This is a genomic window from Bacillus sp. CPT56D-587-MTF (genome assembly GCF_058792335.1).
The window spans coordinates 2,106,064-2,121,532 of the sequence record NZ_JBYTEF010000001.1 but is presented as its reverse complement, the minus strand read 5'-3'; the positions used below and the strand labels follow the sequence as shown (position 1 = coordinate 2,121,532).

The window sequence follows — 15,469 nt, the reverse complement described above, 5'->3', positions numbered from 1 at the left end:
TTACACCCTCTTTTTTGTTAATTTAAGTAATACTTTGCTTAAGCTTTCTTCCGTAAGATCCTCTGCATCAGCAAAATCTGATACCGTAAAAGCAGACTCTGTTGTTGGTTTATTTATAAGTTGACGGAGATGCCTTAACATACCATCTGCTATCACTTGAATTTTTAATTTAGAAAACTGTTCCCTACTATACATCCAAATAAAATGTAACTTTTCATCTTTCACCATTCCGATAACTTCAATTAGATGAGATGGTTTGGAATCTGGAGCATGATCTAAAAATGTAAATCCTGTCTCTTGCATAAACAAAGAGTCCCTTGAAAACACCTGATCAAATTGGCCCAAATAGTTAAAGCTTATTGAAGGCTTTTGCTGATAAAACGGAAGTAATCCTTTATTCAAGTAACGTAAAATACCATAGTCAACTCCGCGATTTGGAATTCGACGTAATTGTTCTTTGACAGCCTTTAACCCTTCAATAGGTGTCTGAGTTCCTTGAAAATTGAGATGAACGGGATAAATACTCGTGAACCAGCCCACTGTCCTTGATAAATCAATACCTTCAATCATCTCTTCTCTTCCGTGTCCTTCTAGATGAATAGAAACGGTTTGCTGATTTATACAATCAACGATAGCTTGTCCTAATGCCGTTAATAGTACCTCATCAATCCTTGTCTTATGAGTGACTAGAACTTCGTGTAACAATGTTTGTGTTTCTTCTATTCCTAAAGTCCTCTTCACTTGATCAATCGATTCTTCTGTTGTTTCTTGTATTGGATAGTCCATTGGAATTTTCATCGTTTCTTTTTCTACTTGTTCATTCCAATAATTTTGTACTTCTTTTGAAATCCCCGAATCACTGTATGTCTGGAGTCGTTCAGACCACTCTTTAAAAGATGTACTTTTCGCAGGTAAGCGAACTTCTTGACCTTGTTTCATCTGGTTATATACCACCTGTAAATCTTCCAATAGAATCCTCCATGACACTCCATCTACTACTAAATGATGAATCACCCAGAATATTCGATCATTTCCAGTCAAGTTATCTTCAAAGTACACTACTCTCATTAACGGACCAGTAACTAAATTGAAACTAGCTTGATTAATGTTCATCTCTTCTTGTATTATTTTATTCCACTCTTTTTCATTAACTTGATTACGTTTTACAACATGGAGTACTGACAGCTCATCAGTCCCTTCATTTCTCTGCCTCCACGTTCCGTTTGGTAACTGTTCGTACCGGAAACGTAAAGCATCATGATGTTTCAGTAAATTTAATATCGCTCCCTCTAGTAATTTCACATTCAATCTTTCTTTTACTCTTAAAAGCATTGATTGATTCCAATGCTCTGTATGTGGATGTTCTTGCTCGAAGAACCAGCACTGAATTGGAGTAAGAGGCACATTACCTATCACAATTCCCTGCTCCGCTTGTACTCCCTGCGTTTCTATAGCCACTTGTGCCAGCTCAGCGATAGTTGGGCATTCAAACATTTGCTTTGGAGTAAGTTTTAACCCCACTTGACTTGCTTGAGATATGATTTGAATACTGAGAATCGAGTCGCCACCAATTTCAAAGAAATTATCATAGATTCCCACCTTTTTAACACCTAATACTCGCTTCCAAATGGTAGTCAGTATCTGTTCGTTACTATTCCGAGGGCCAACACATTCACTATTAATCTGCTTTTCCTCTGGCATAGGTAAGGCCTCACGATCAACTTTACCGTTAGCTGTAAGTGGAATAGCTTCCATCGCCACAAATCCCGAAGGAACCATATAACTTGGTAGTTTCGCTTTAAGATACTCTCTCCACGCATCTACATTTCCATCTCCTACAACATATGCTACTAATCTTTTATCGCCCGGCTGATCTTCTCTTACAATTACAACTGCCTCTGTTACAGATGCATATGTATGTAAAGTAGACTCAATTTCCCCAATCTCAATTCTGAAACCACGTATTTTAACCTGATGATCAATTCTTCCACGATAATCTAGATTCCCATCTGGCAAATACCTAGCTAAGTCTCCTGTCCGGTATAATCTTGCTTTCGGATTACTACTAAATGGATGAGATATAAAACGCTCTGCTGTTAATTCAGGTCTATTTAAATATCCACGTGCCAATCCTGCTCCACCAATATAAAGTTCACCATCAACACCTATAGGAACAGGTTGTTGATAAGCGTCTAGTATATACACTTCTAAATCGGGAATCCGCTTTCCAATATTACTTCTTGAAGCATGCTGCACATCATCTAGAGTAATTGGATAATATGTAACATGAACTGTAGTTTCTGTAATTCCATACATATTAATTAACTGTGGTTTTTTCTCCCCATACCTTTGAAACCACGGTAACAAGCCAATAGGTTCTAACGCTTCTCCGCCAAATATCACGTAACGCAGCTGCAAATTTTTATTCTTATCTTCTTGTTCACACACTCGTATTAATTGGCGGAATGCGGAAGGTGTCTGATTTAGAACTGTGACTTCTTCCTCCACCAATACTTGATAAAAATCCTTAGGTGATCGACTAATCCAGTACGGAACAACAACTAATTTTCCACCATATAATAACGCTCCCCAAATTTCCCATACTGAGAAATCAAATGCATACGAATGAAAAAGCGTCCAAGTATCTTTTTCATTAAACTGATACAAACAATCCGTCGATTTAAATAACCGTATAACATTGTGATGCTCTATCATAACACCTTTTGGATTTCCTGTTGATCCCGAAGTATAGATCACATATGCCAGATTTTGGGGACCGACACTAGAAACCGGCAAAGTCTTACTTTCTTTCCCAATCTCATCTTGATCACAATCCAGGCAAATCGACTCAACATTTTCTGGTAACCAGTTCAATTCTTTTAAACTTTCTTGCGTTACGAATAACTGAATGCTAGCATCTTCTAAAATATATTGAAGTCGCTGCTCTGGATATGTTGGATCAAGTGGAACATAAGCCCCACCAGCCTTCAAAATTCCTAAAATACCTACAATCATTTCGAGGGAACGTTCAACGCACAGTCCAACTAAAGTATCAGGTCCTACTCCCTTTTTCTGCAGATAATGAGCTAACTGGTTTGCACGTTCATTAAGCTCCTTATAAGTAATTTTTTCTTTTTCATACGTAACTGCAATAGCATTTGGATAAATCATCGCTTGCCGTTCGAACATTTCATGAATAGTTACTTGAGGTGGGACATCCAGTTTAGGATTGTTGAACTCAACTAAACTTTTTCTTTTATCTTCCTCAGAAATGATTTCTATTTCAGCCACCTTCTGCTTTGGGTTTTCAAAAATTTTTTCCAGTATCACTAGCATAACGTTAAAGAATCGTTCTATCTCTTCCTTAGAAAATAGCTCCTCACGATAATCAATATGTACATGTAAAGAGTCTATATCAATTAGATTTTCAATATGAACTGCAAAATCTTGTACTTCTTCACGGTTTGGAATCCATAGTGAGTCACCACTTTCATCACGATCCCTATAATCAATCGTAGTTCCGAAAAGTCTCACATTACTGTTATTCTCTTTATTAATCTGCTTTAATAACAAATCAAATGGATATTTCTGGTGTCTTAATGATTTGCTTTGTTTTCTGGACACTCTACTAATAAATGAAAGTACTTCTTCTTCTGGATCAATATCCATTCTTAAAGGAACTGTACTCACCATCATTCCAATCAATTTTCGTTCCATTTTAGTCATACGGTTGCCGTAAGCCATTCCTAAACCAATATCAAGCGATGAGGTCCACCGATACATGGACAACGAAAAAGCAGCAACAAAAAGAGTATATAAACTATTTTTGTAATCTTCAGAAAATTTTTCTATCTTTCTCTTCAAATGTTCCGTTAATATAAACGTCTCACGTGATGCTTTTGTACTAACTTGGTACGTATTATAAGGCTTCAATCCAGTCACAGATGGCAGTGTTTTAAATTCCTCTAACCAAAATTTTTGATCTTTTTGAAAGCGACTACTATTCAAGTATGTTTGTTCGTTGGTCAGAAATTGAACATATGAATTTTTAATTTCGCCTTCCTCATTCTCGTTATGCATGTCATAATAATATTTTGCAATCTGCTCAGTAAATATTTGAATTGATAAACCATCCATAATAATATGATGAACATTTCCAAAGACTGCACATTCATTATCGTTTAATTTTATTAAAGCGAAATAGTATAAATTTGAATTAAATAATGTAAACGTTTCTTTTGTTTTCTGCTCAATCCATTCCTCAAGCAAATTTGTATTCTCCACATTACTGAAATCAAAAAACTCAAATTCTTGTTCTTCATGTTTAGTAAAATATTGTTTCGGTTCCTGATGCCCATTTTCTTTTAACCTAATGCACAGACCGTCATTTTCACTGATAACGCGATTCACAACTTGGTTTAATTTTGAATAATTCATTTTTCGATGAAGTTTAAATAAAAATCTTAAATTACATATTCCTTTATCAGAATGAACGACTTCTGTATACCATATTCTTCGCTGCGGATGGCTTAATGGATAGCATTCCTCATTGGTCATAAAAATCTTCCCTTCAAAAATTATTTGCTCTTATAGGTTCGTGTTTATGTTTAGCCCATAAATATTTCTGCAGTGAAACTCCAATTACTCCAATAATAACAAGCCCAATCCCTCCATAAACATAGAGTTGAGTTACTCCAAACAAATGCACTAATGGACCACTCATAGCAGGAGAAATAATTAGAACTGCGTTTGTTAAACTGCTTTGTATACCAAATACTCTTCCTACTTGATCTTGATCGGATTCTATTTGTAAAATGACTTGATTAGATACAAGCATCAGCCCACTTCCGATACCAGCGATAAAACTAATTAAATAAGCTAAAACGAAGACCGTACCGGGCGTTATCAAACCAATCCCCCCAAAACCAATTCCCATTAAAACCATACCTCCACATACTACCCAGCCATATTGAAATTGTTTTAATTTCTGAGTTAGTAATGCACCAAGTATTCCGCCAAGACCAATAATAGAAATGATATATCCCATTTTACTTTTATCATGTGGGAATAAGCTCTTAAATAAAGTTGGGAATTGTGAGTCTACTAATTGTAATACCGCCATGGCTATTGTAACGAAAATCATGGTTGATAATATTATCCGATTAGATAACACATAACCCCACCCTTGTACCCAAGCGGTCCAAGTACTTTGTTTTTGCTGTTCAACAAATTCTTTCGATATAGTTTCTTTAAATTTTATTGTGGGTATGAGAACTAAGGTAGCTAATAAACAACTTATAGCTCTTATAATGAGGCAGAACTCTGGTTGAAACCAGCTCAACAACATGCCCCCTATAAGGGGGCCTACTATCTTTGTACCCTGCTCTACTATTCCGTTGATACTTACTGCTTTAGTAAGCAAGTCCGGGGATACAATCTGTCTTGTTAGTGTTTGCTGTGCAGGATAATAGAAAACAATAAAAATGGAACGAATCATTAATGCCACTAAGAGCCAGTGGATATCTTGTACAAATAAAAGAGCAATTGTTATTAGACCAACCATTAGATTACAGAACATCATAATTGGAATTTTTCTAAAACGATCTGCAATAACACCTGCCCATGAGCCAAAAATAATTCCAGGAAGTGCATATGCAACAGGAATCAATCCAATCATAGTAGGATCTACTTCCCATTCAAACCCAACTATAGTCATAATCGCTAACATATCAATAAAAACACCAAGCATAAGCAATGAATAGGCAGAGAAAACTTGTAAATAAACCCTATTTCCTAATAGGCCTTTTGAATCAGTAGTTTTCATAAAAGCAAGCTCCTTAGGTTACTAATATAAACGCTTTTGCGTATAAGGTACCTCTTTATTAAACCTAATTAATCATTATTGACATCTCACCTAGAATTTAACTTCGCCAAAACTCAAACCGGTCTTATTTTTCATATATTTAAAATAGTCAGACAAACGAAAGCGTACCTATTTCTTCATTTTTATATCAACTGTTACAAAATATATCTTTACCTTACACTAATAACAGCTAAACGTTGCCTTAATATAACCCTTTACAGTCGTTTACACATTCAATTCACATCCTTTTTAAAGTTGGCTTTTTTCTATCTCAAATACTATCACACAAATATTTCACCTACTATATTCATAAAGTTGAAATATTTGAATCAGAAAATTCGGATAAAAAACCAAATCCACAAATCATAACAAACTATTATTTATTTATATTTTCATTTTATAGATAGCTTTAACCATAAGGGTATCAAGAATTAAGTTTTTTAATTTTATTAACATAATAGTTTAAAGAGACCGTAAATCCTACTAAACAAAAAAAATATACAATAAAGTATATTTTTTTCTTATCCTACATATTTTCTATGCAAATTAATCCCAATAACTAAAGTTGATAATAAAAATATAATATTACCAATCACTAATGTACTCATAACAAGAATTGAATAATATAGTATTAATACTTCTGCACCTACTACCTATTTTATTTATTGGATATTTATACTTCAAAAAATTACACATCATTCACAATTAGGATACATACCCAAAATATGTTTTGAACATTTTATTATATTTTAAGATAATATAAAATCAGTTTTTCTATAAGAGAACTTAATTTTTATGTAGTACGAAACTGTTAGTAATACAGTATATACTAATTTAGTTATAAAAACATTTAAAGACCACCTATTTCCATAAGTGATCTTTCTTTGTGATTCTGTATTTGTGCACTACTGTAGAAATATATCGTAGAAACGCTTTGTTTGCTAAATGTTTAGTTCTTTCTATTTACTAAAAAACATAGCTTCATACAATTAATATCATATTCGTTACATTGCAAACTATTATTTTGTCTTCTGTACAGGCAAACTACTAAAAATTAATTCAGCAACTTTTACATATCCTTTTGAGTTTGGATGAATTAAATCCTTAGACCAAAGCGTATTGTCATTAACTAAATGATGATTCCAAAAATCAACATGATGAAGCTTATACTCTCTGCTCAGTGAATGTATAACTTCATTTGCCTCTAATAATTGTTCTTTTATTACTTGTTTTTTTTTCAGAAGCAAAAGGAAGCCTAACTGTAAAATCTGGAAGGTTTGCTATAATAATATCAGCCCCTGCTTTACTTAATGTATCTATCATAAATTCCATATCGTTCTTATATGCATCATGATTCCAACGTCCTTTTAAAACATCGTTTGCCCCTGCAATGAGACTAACCAAATCTGGATTAAAAGTTAGCGCCTTTTCCAATTGCTGCGATTGAATTTCTTTAGTTACTAACCCACGCTTTGCAAAATTGGCATATTCTATATCATTTTCACACAGTTGAACAAAATGATCTACCCAGCTTTTTAATGCAATTCCCTCAACTTCATCCCCTATCCCCTATCCCCTCTGTAAAACTATCGCCAATTGCTACAAATCGCTTCCACATATGTATTCCCCCTTTATTGTTAACCATATCTATACTATACAATAGCTCACACCGTAATTGTTATTTCTAAGTGGTTTTCGATTTCAATTATATTCCACTTTACTATATTTACATTTAGAATCTAAAATTGACCGATTCCTAAGTATACTTAGGAATCGGTCATATTCATATATTTACTAAAGAAATAAAATCTATCTAGGAATTATACTTTTTTCAAAAAATTTATTGTTCTTTGTTTTGCCCAGTTGATACATTTCTTTTCGATTAAATGATATGAAACTATAGAAAAAAGTAGTGTCATTACAATGCACAAAGTAAGAAGGAAAAAGATAGGTATCTTTGTATACAATAGTTTAAATAGTACCATCATGATTGGAAAATGACACAAATAGATACTGTATGAAATTTCTCCTAAATATACAAATACACTCTTATTTAAAAATGCTTTTACTTTTAGGTTACTCATAGCCATTATAATAAATATACTAACCCCCATTACGACACCCCAATCTTTTAATAAGAAAGTTGTATCATTACGGGAAAAACCATAAATTAAAATGGAATATAAATATAGGATAACCCCTAATGCAATAAGAAATCTTTTTTTAAATTTTTTCATATTCCTATATGAGTAGCTAAGTTTTTCCTGATACTTAAAAAGTAACATTCCAACCATAAACATAGATGTAAAATGCAGTGTATCAGCATAACCATTATAAAATCCTTCAGCTTTCCCAATATGCAACATATTAAGAACAACACTAATTAATGAAAAGCTCAAAGCAAATAGTATCGTTTTCTTCCAATTCAGTTTATAAAAAAGAAGGAATAACAAAGGAAACACAATAGATATACGCATTTCTTGAGCCAATGACCAAATAACTGGATTATAATTTTCCGTAAAAAAGTTATTAAGAAGCACAAAGTGGTTTAGAATATCTAATTTTGTTATAGACCCTTGCCACCTATCATAGAACCAATCCCGTAATCCTACCACTTCATACGACGAAAATAAAATAAATAAAACAAAGGTAACGATTATCCAAAAATAATAAGGAATATAGATTCTTACAAATCTCTTAATTAAATATCCCCAATAATTTGTTTTTGAATGATAAAGTGCCATAGATAACACAAAACCACTTTGCTTGTTCCACATCAGATTTTGTTACAAGGTCTATTTGTAATGATTTACCTGATAAGAACCCAGGATCTGTATTATCTTTAGGCGAGATAATCATTTTACTAATTGTTACACCTTTTTTAATAGGCGCTTCTTGTTCTTTATTCAATACTTTAAATTCTTTTTTATAAATGTCTTTATTGCCCTTCGACATTGGAAGTGAAACAGCTTGCTTCGTTTGAACTACTACATCTTTGTCTTTTGCATTTGCCACTCGAACTGTTTCATATCCTTTTATTACTGAATCTTTTCCATAGAAATTCTTCACTTCAAAATTCGCAAATCCATAATCGTATAATTTCTTTGTTTCATCAAAACGTGCCGTATGAGATTTTGCTTTTATCACTACAGAAATTAGGCGCATACCATTTCTTTCTACTGTACCAGTGAAACAATCTCTCGCTTCTGGAGTCGTTCCTGTTTTCAAACCATCTACACCTTCATATTGCTTAATTAAACCTTTTAACATCCAGTTAAAGTTCGCCATATCAATTGGATATTTACCACCCTCTTGGAATGTTTTTTTAGGAATTTTTGCTGTATTTAATATTTTGGGGAAATCTTGAATAAGACGTTGCGCTAAAATTGCACAATCCCTTGCAGACATTTTATTTTTCTCGTCTAGAGTTGTCCCTTCTGGGTGATATCCTTTTAAATCTTGATTTGTTAAGCCTGTAGAGTTTACAAATTTATAATCTTTCATTCCAAACTCTTTCGACTTATCGTTCATCATTTTTACAAAATTGACTTCTTTACCAGCAATCTGTTCAACTAAAGCAATTGTTGCACCATTTGCAGAGTAAATTGCCATTGCCTCATATAACTCTTTTACCGTATAAGAGCCACCATTTTCTAATGGAACGTTTGATAATGAACGACCTTGCGAAATCTTATGTGCATATTCAGAGATTTTAACTTTTTGATCCCATTTAAGTTTTCCTTTATCCACCGCTTCATGAACTAAGTATTCGCTCATCATTTTTGTCATACTAGCAATTGCCAATGATTCATCTGCATTTTTTTCATATAAAATTTTTCCGGAATTTGCTTCTATTAAAATTGCTGATCCCGCTTCAACGTCTATAGCAGAAACTGTTTCCGCTGCTGCTCTTCCAAATGTAACGAACATGCTAAAAAATAGTGTAAGCACTGTTACTATTGTAATAAATCTCTTGCAAAACATACCTTTCACTTCTGTTACCTCCAATACCTTTGTACTCAAAAAAAAGCATTATTCTAACATAATCTCAAAAAAATAGACAGTGTTCTCAAATTATATATACATATTAGACGTTAGGATCGCTTTCATATAGACCATCTCATCCGACACTTTTAGGTGCCCTGATACTTTGTACTCCCACACATATCCCTATTTTTAATCCCCTTATATTTTTCAAAATGATTCGCACTTTCATATTTTTTAGGATTACAATTAATAGACAGTCTAGATGCTACATTTGTTCCATATTTACAAAAAATAAAGTGAAACTTTAATCAGTGGGAGTCTTACTGCCCGTTAATGCTTTATTAGCTATCAAGGATTTTAATTATTCAATTCAGCTATTTGCTAGACCTATATTAGAGATGAATTTTATTTAGTCTAAACTATTAGTTTTTTGTAATAAAAAAACTACACCCTATACTGGATGTAGTTTTTCTAACTGATTTATTTATTTTTCACTTCATTTTTATAAAAAGCAAATAATGGTTCGATGGATGGACTAGATAACAGCGGAATTGCCTTCTCAATCAATTTCCTATCCCAATCAAACCAACGCATTTCCATTAACATATTTATCTCTATATCAGTGAATCGTTTCTTTATTTCCTTAGCAGGATTTCCACCAACTATTGTATACGGCGGAACATCTTTACTTACGACAGATCCTGCAGCAACAATTGCCCCTTCACCAATAGTAACGCCAGGCATTATTATAGCATTCATTCCAATCCAAGCATCACTTTGAATGACTGTATCGCCCTTTGGTCCATATGATTGTTTGATTTGCTCAGCGAATGGATATACTGTAATCCATTCTGAGTGATGATTATGATTACCACCCATTAAAATGACTACCCCACTTGCAATGCAAACATAATTCCCAATAATGAGTTTATCAAGATGCCATCCCATCTGTTCAATTGGATTGAAAAGTGCTTGAGACTTAGCATCTCCCCACAAATACCTTACACAGCCATCTTCAAAATTTTGATGGCTATAATAGCCTGAATAATAGGAGTACTCTCCTACTTCAATGAGTGGATTTGTTACTATATCTTTTATATACTTTGTTTCTGACCAATGATTAAATAATGGATACTTCATAACTTTATTCCTCGCTTCTAAGTATTATATATTTTGCTATTTACTTAGAAGCTTACTACGACTGCTACATTTTTTAGCTTTCTCAAACGACGAATCATTATCTTCAAGCCTTTCTTTTATACTATAAAAAAGCATAACGCAATATATTACACTAGTCAAATTGTGTAATTTTGAACACATCTTAAACAGCGTAATACTGCAATAAGAACATGAAAACACTCTAACTTTGATCCAAATAATATATTGATTACATTTAGTTTATATTTTGTAAAAAAATTTTAATTGCCATGACAAAGCAAACAATAACCACTATTGGTCGTATTAATGACGTCCCTTTTGTAAGCACCATCTTCGCTCCAATATACGATCCTATAATTTGACCAAGCATCATAATCAACCCAATTGTCCAATCGATTTGGCCAAAAATAATAAAATATAACAAAGCAGCGAAATTACTTGTAAAATTCAAGATTTTAGCATTTGCAGTTGCTCTCGTAGCACTATATCCACATAAAAGAATGAATGCTAAAGCAATTAAACTACCTGTTCCTGGGCCGAAGAAACCATCATAAAATCCAAGGAATGGAGCCACTGTTAACGCAAACAACAACATACTTATTTTTCTCGGTCGATCTTCGTTTGCTATATTTGGAGATAATAGAAAATAAAGACCAATAATAATAAGTAAAAAAGGTAATATCATGATTAAATATTCTGCTCGTATCTGTAAAACAAGCCATCCACCCAAAACTGATCCCAAAAAGGTCATTAAGATGGACAAACGCATTTCTTTAAGATTAATTTCTTTCTTCTTAATAAAAAACACTGTTGCCATGAGGGTTCCGCTACTCCCTTGTAGTTTATTAGTCGCTATCGCTACAGAAGGAGACATACCTACTAATAACATTATCGGGATAGTTATCATACCACCGCCCCCAGCAATCGTATCTATCCATCCTGCTAATACAGCTACTAAAAATAGTAGTATAAGTAATTCAATAGTAAAATCCATACAAAGAATATGGGGAGGCTTGAGCTATTATAACCCAAACCTCCCCATCGTCCCTCCTCTCTTTAAACTAGTTAATTAAATCTGTAAAGTAACTTTCTTTTTGATCACGTAATCGACTGGAAACGTATTGTCTGCAAACAATTCTTCTTCCATATTTATTGTTTCCAATCGGGATTTTATATTCTTCCTCAGATAACCTTTCCCTACCATGAGTTACATTTGTTTGTTTACCATAGTATGAATTTGGTATAAGTAATAAATCTTCAGATGTAAGTGGAACCTTATAAGTAGGCGTTGTTCGTAAGAGTTCTAAAAACATGTCAAATTTCAATTTTTCTTCTTCACTTTCTCCCACATAAATTAATCTATTTTCCGCTCCATTCAAACAAGTTGCAATAATATCACCATTATCATCTAAAAATATAATTTGGTTTATTTCTCCTACAAATCCCGATATTTCACCATCAGCCATTCCTGCGATATGAGCAATAGGCATTTTACTTACCGCCAATATGTCATCTTTACTGAAGTGATTTTCTTCAAGATGCTTTTGCAGTAATTTTGGCGTTCCAATATGAGTTTGAGTTTTTAAATTTAACACTCCTTTTAATAAAAGAGCATCAACTCTAGTAAATTTTCCACAAGTAATTTCAGACACTATTCGTTCCACGGATTTATTAAGTCTATTTGATACAATTTCTAAATTCGTATTGAATGTTTTCAATCTTGCTTCAATATCTGATTGGTCTTTCATATCTGTATACACTGTGGCATCGTTATGTTGATAAAAGTTCCCGCCACCGGTGCTTGCACCGACATTTCGCAAAACTTCATCGTTGTTTAAAGGTGAAATAAGATGAAATCTATTTTTCCCTGCATGTTCGGATGGGTGAATTAAAGCATCATAATTAAAAAGTGTGGCAAAAAGCCATGTGACCCATTCTGCATAAAAATATTTTTTCATTCTATCGTGTTCGTCTTCGCCATAATTAAAACCTCTGCGATTTTCCCCAGGTAATAGTGTTTCCATAGGATCACATGGAGTATTTTTAATAAGAGTAGGTGGTACGTTTCCGCCACAATTCGCTATTTTTATTATATGTAGTAGGTTTTTCATATCTGAATTCGGATTTTTCTTTGAATAGTCAATCAAACAATTAAGCCACTCTTTTGAAAAATATGCTGCTATTTCTTGATCACAAGTATAAGGATTATGAGTTTTCAATTCATTTTCTATCAGATTCTTCATTTTATCCTTCAATACATTAGGAATGCTAATTTCTTCAATTTCTGTAATCTGCAGTATTCCTTTATTCATTATAAAACCTCCGTTGTTTTATTTTTTATACCCTATCTTCTATTAAACAAACTATCCATTTCTTTTTTGCTCCTTCGCTTTTCGTCAGAGCTATTAGAACTACCGATTTACAAATAAAAAACGTGGATTATAAGAGATTTCTTCTTAGGTACATTTCCCCGACGAACCTCTATTGAATTGGTAAATTTAATTTAAAAATCTCTTTCATTTTCTAAAGTTTTCCTAATTTTAAAATCAGAATTTTCAATACAACTATGTTAACATTAAAAATATAACACGAAACCAAAAAATGTAAATGAATAGTTTTTTTATAAAAAATAGTCAGACTATTTATGAAGTAATTCGTATTCCATTGAACGAACTACGGCCCCTCAATTTTATTGATAACAATAAAAAAACCCCTAAATTGATAGAGGAATTTTTTTCAAGTATATTCTATTTTAAAGTTCTTACTTACCTTTTACCCCGCTATTTGCCGGGCAGTCCGATTGGTTCAACTAATAATCAGTGGGGATGAACAAAACTCCCCCTGATTAAAGTTTCACTTTATTTTAAAAGATATTGCTGTAACTTCTTTATTAACAGTTCCATCCCGTTTGGACTTACAATAATCTTCCCATTCGCTAACGAAATATTGCTGTCTGAAATATCCCCTGTAAGTGCACAAGCTCTTGGAGATTGATATTTTCGTAAAATAATCTGGTCCTCTTCTATAAACATTTCAAGAGAATCTTTTTCTACAATTCCTAAACCCCGTCTTATTTCCATTGGAATAACAATACGCCCCATGCTATCTGCTTTACGAGTAATTCCTCTTGATTTCATAAAATGCCACCCTTTATATTTATCTAATATTACGGTATTTATTTTAGCAATAAACAACAATTAGGAATAGTTCGTATTACAGTACTTTTTTTAGAAAAAAATAACAATTAGGAATAGTTTATGTTAGAATTCTTTCTTGTTTATTCTTGATTTTTAATATATTTTTCCTTGATCATTTTTATATATTGTTTTCTTTCAGTTAGTTCAAATATAAATAATGCTTTTTTTATGTCTGTTAAACCAACTTCATTAGAGTGCTGAACTTTCAATAAAATTGCACCTTTTTCAAAAAATAATTCACCTAATAAGTATAAAGTATTCATATTTATCGCTAATTTTATACCTATTTCACTATACTTTATTGCTTCTTCATATTGATTTGCAAGGTGTAAACATTTTGTTAACGTATGAATGAGTCTTAATTTGATTTCTTTTTCTCTAGGAAATTCTATCTTATTAAAATTAATTAAACTTTGTTTTAATATATTTATACTTTTCTCATACTCTTCATTTTCTGCATGTATTATAGCAATTGAATTCATTATGCTTATTTCTTTTTCTGATAAAAAGTTACTACTACTTAAGGTTTGTTTTAGTGCTCTATTTAAAATGTCAAAGGCATTACTTGTTGCTCCATTTACATAATATATAGCAATCGCTTCATGCCATAATAGAAATTGTTTATCTTCTTTTGATTGAAAATTATTCTCATCTTTCTCTTTTTTTACTATTTCGTAAAGCTCATTATATTGTTTTTGTTTCACACAATCTCTCATTACACATTTTACATTTTCAATATATTTTATTTTTTTATTTTTGGTTAGTGCGAATATATAATTTGGATCAATACCAAGTCTTTCAGATAATTGATACAACAATATGCTAGATGGATAAATAATACCTTTTTCTATCTTACTAATTTGACTTTGTGAACATATTCCATGACATAATTCAGATTGTGACATGTTTTTTTTCTTTCTAAGTTCTTTAATAATAATACCAAGATTGTAGAATTCCATCTTTCCTCCCTCAAATGTAACACTTTATGAGTATAAGAATATTTCCCAACTTTTAATGTAATGTAAAATTAATATAGTTACAATTACTAATTATATGGATTTATAGTTTCTTTTACAAACTTGTATTACAATACGAGAAATTATTAAAATATGGTTCACTAATAATTAATGGGAGTTTTATCCCCCCACTGATTATTAGTCCACTCCAGGCAGGCTTTTACAGGGAGTTAGACTTCTTTGCCACATCTAAATTTTGAGGTGGGAATCTTACTATCCGCAAATAGCCTGATTAAAATAAATATGAT

General features: G+C 32.4%; 7 protein-coding genes and 3 pseudogenes. All 10 read right to left on the bottom strand.

Going from position 1 to position 15,469, the window contains the following annotated elements; translation table 11 throughout:
* Complete coding sequence (locus tag AC3WVZ_RS10955; RefSeq protein ID WP_000180445.1) at window positions 1–4,557, bottom strand: non-ribosomal peptide synthetase; 4,557 nt, start codon at window positions 4,555–4,557, stop codon at window positions 1–3.
* 13 nt (window positions 4,558–4,570) lie between these two features.
* Window positions 4,571–5,824: an MFS transporter gene (locus AC3WVZ_RS10950; protein WP_000858621.1), complete on the bottom strand. Its 1,254-nt coding sequence runs from the start codon at window positions 5,822–5,824 to the stop codon at window positions 4,571–4,573.
* 1,058 nt (window positions 5,825–6,882) lie between these two features.
* Window positions 6,883–7,481, bottom strand: a pseudogene (locus tag AC3WVZ_RS10945) (SGNH/GDSL hydrolase family protein).
* A gap of 202 nt (window positions 7,482–7,683) precedes the next feature.
* Window positions 7,684–8,625, bottom strand: a pseudogene (locus AC3WVZ_RS10940) (acyltransferase family protein); the annotation flags it as partial.
* Window positions 8,618–9,856: pseudogene (locus tag AC3WVZ_RS10935) on the bottom strand (D-alanyl-D-alanine carboxypeptidase family protein); the annotation flags it as partial. The pseudogenes AC3WVZ_RS10935 and AC3WVZ_RS10940, both read right to left, overlap by 8 nt.
* Window positions 9,857–10,330: 474 nt before the next feature.
* Window positions 10,331–10,990: a CatB-related O-acetyltransferase gene (locus AC3WVZ_RS10930; RefSeq protein WP_227077892.1), complete on the bottom strand. Its 660-nt coding sequence runs from the start codon at window positions 10,988–10,990 to the stop codon at window positions 10,331–10,333.
* 253 nt (window positions 10,991–11,243) lie between these two features.
* Window positions 11,244–12,002, bottom strand: a complete 759-nt coding sequence (locus AC3WVZ_RS10925; RefSeq protein ID WP_000347994.1) for a TSUP family transporter — start codon at window positions 12,000–12,002, stop codon at window positions 11,244–11,246.
* Window positions 12,003–12,069: 67 nt separating this feature from the next.
* Window positions 12,070–13,320 (bottom strand): hypothetical protein, encoded by a 1,251-nt coding sequence (locus tag AC3WVZ_RS10920; RefSeq protein ID WP_001032358.1) that lies wholly within the window; start codon window positions 13,318–13,320, stop codon window positions 12,070–12,072.
* 546 nt (window positions 13,321–13,866) lie between these two features.
* Window positions 13,867–14,145: an AbrB/MazE/SpoVT family DNA-binding domain-containing protein gene (locus AC3WVZ_RS10915; protein ID WP_233936362.1), complete on the bottom strand. Its 279-nt coding sequence runs from the start codon at window positions 14,143–14,145 to the stop codon at window positions 13,867–13,869.
* A 140-nt stretch (window positions 14,146–14,285) separates the two neighbouring features.
* Entirely contained in the window at window positions 14,286–15,164 is an 879-nt protein-coding gene (locus AC3WVZ_RS10910) for a helix-turn-helix domain-containing protein (RefSeq protein ID WP_000397979.1), read from the bottom strand.
* Window positions 15,165–15,469 lie beyond the last annotated feature (305 nt).

What these genes read in the sequence shown, in the direction of transcription:
- AC3WVZ_RS10920 (WP_001032358.1), bottom strand. Translation starts at nt 13,320, where the DNA reads ATGAATAAAGGAATACTGCAGATTACAGAAATTGAAGAAATTAGCATT.
- AC3WVZ_RS10955 (WP_000180445.1), bottom strand. Translation starts at nt 4,557, where the DNA reads ATGACCAATGAGGAATGCTATCCATTAAGCCATCCGCAGCGAAGAATA.
- AC3WVZ_RS10925 (WP_000347994.1), bottom strand. Translation starts at nt 12,002, where the DNA reads ATGGATTTTACTATTGAATTACTTATACTACTATTTTTAGTAGCTGTA.
- AC3WVZ_RS10910 (WP_000397979.1), bottom strand. Translation starts at nt 15,164, where the DNA reads ATGGAATTCTACAATCTTGGTATTATTATTAAAGAACTTAGAAAGAAA.
- AC3WVZ_RS10930 (WP_227077892.1), bottom strand. Translation starts at nt 10,990, where the DNA reads ATGAAGTATCCATTATTTAATCATTGGTCAGAAACAAAGTATATAAAA.
- AC3WVZ_RS10950 (WP_000858621.1), bottom strand. Translation starts at nt 5,824, where the DNA reads ATGAAAACTACTGATTCAAAAGGCCTATTAGGAAATAGGGTTTATTTA.
- AC3WVZ_RS10915 (WP_233936362.1), bottom strand. Translation starts at nt 14,145, where the DNA reads ATGAAATCAAGAGGAATTACTCGTAAAGCAGATAGCATGGGGCGTATT.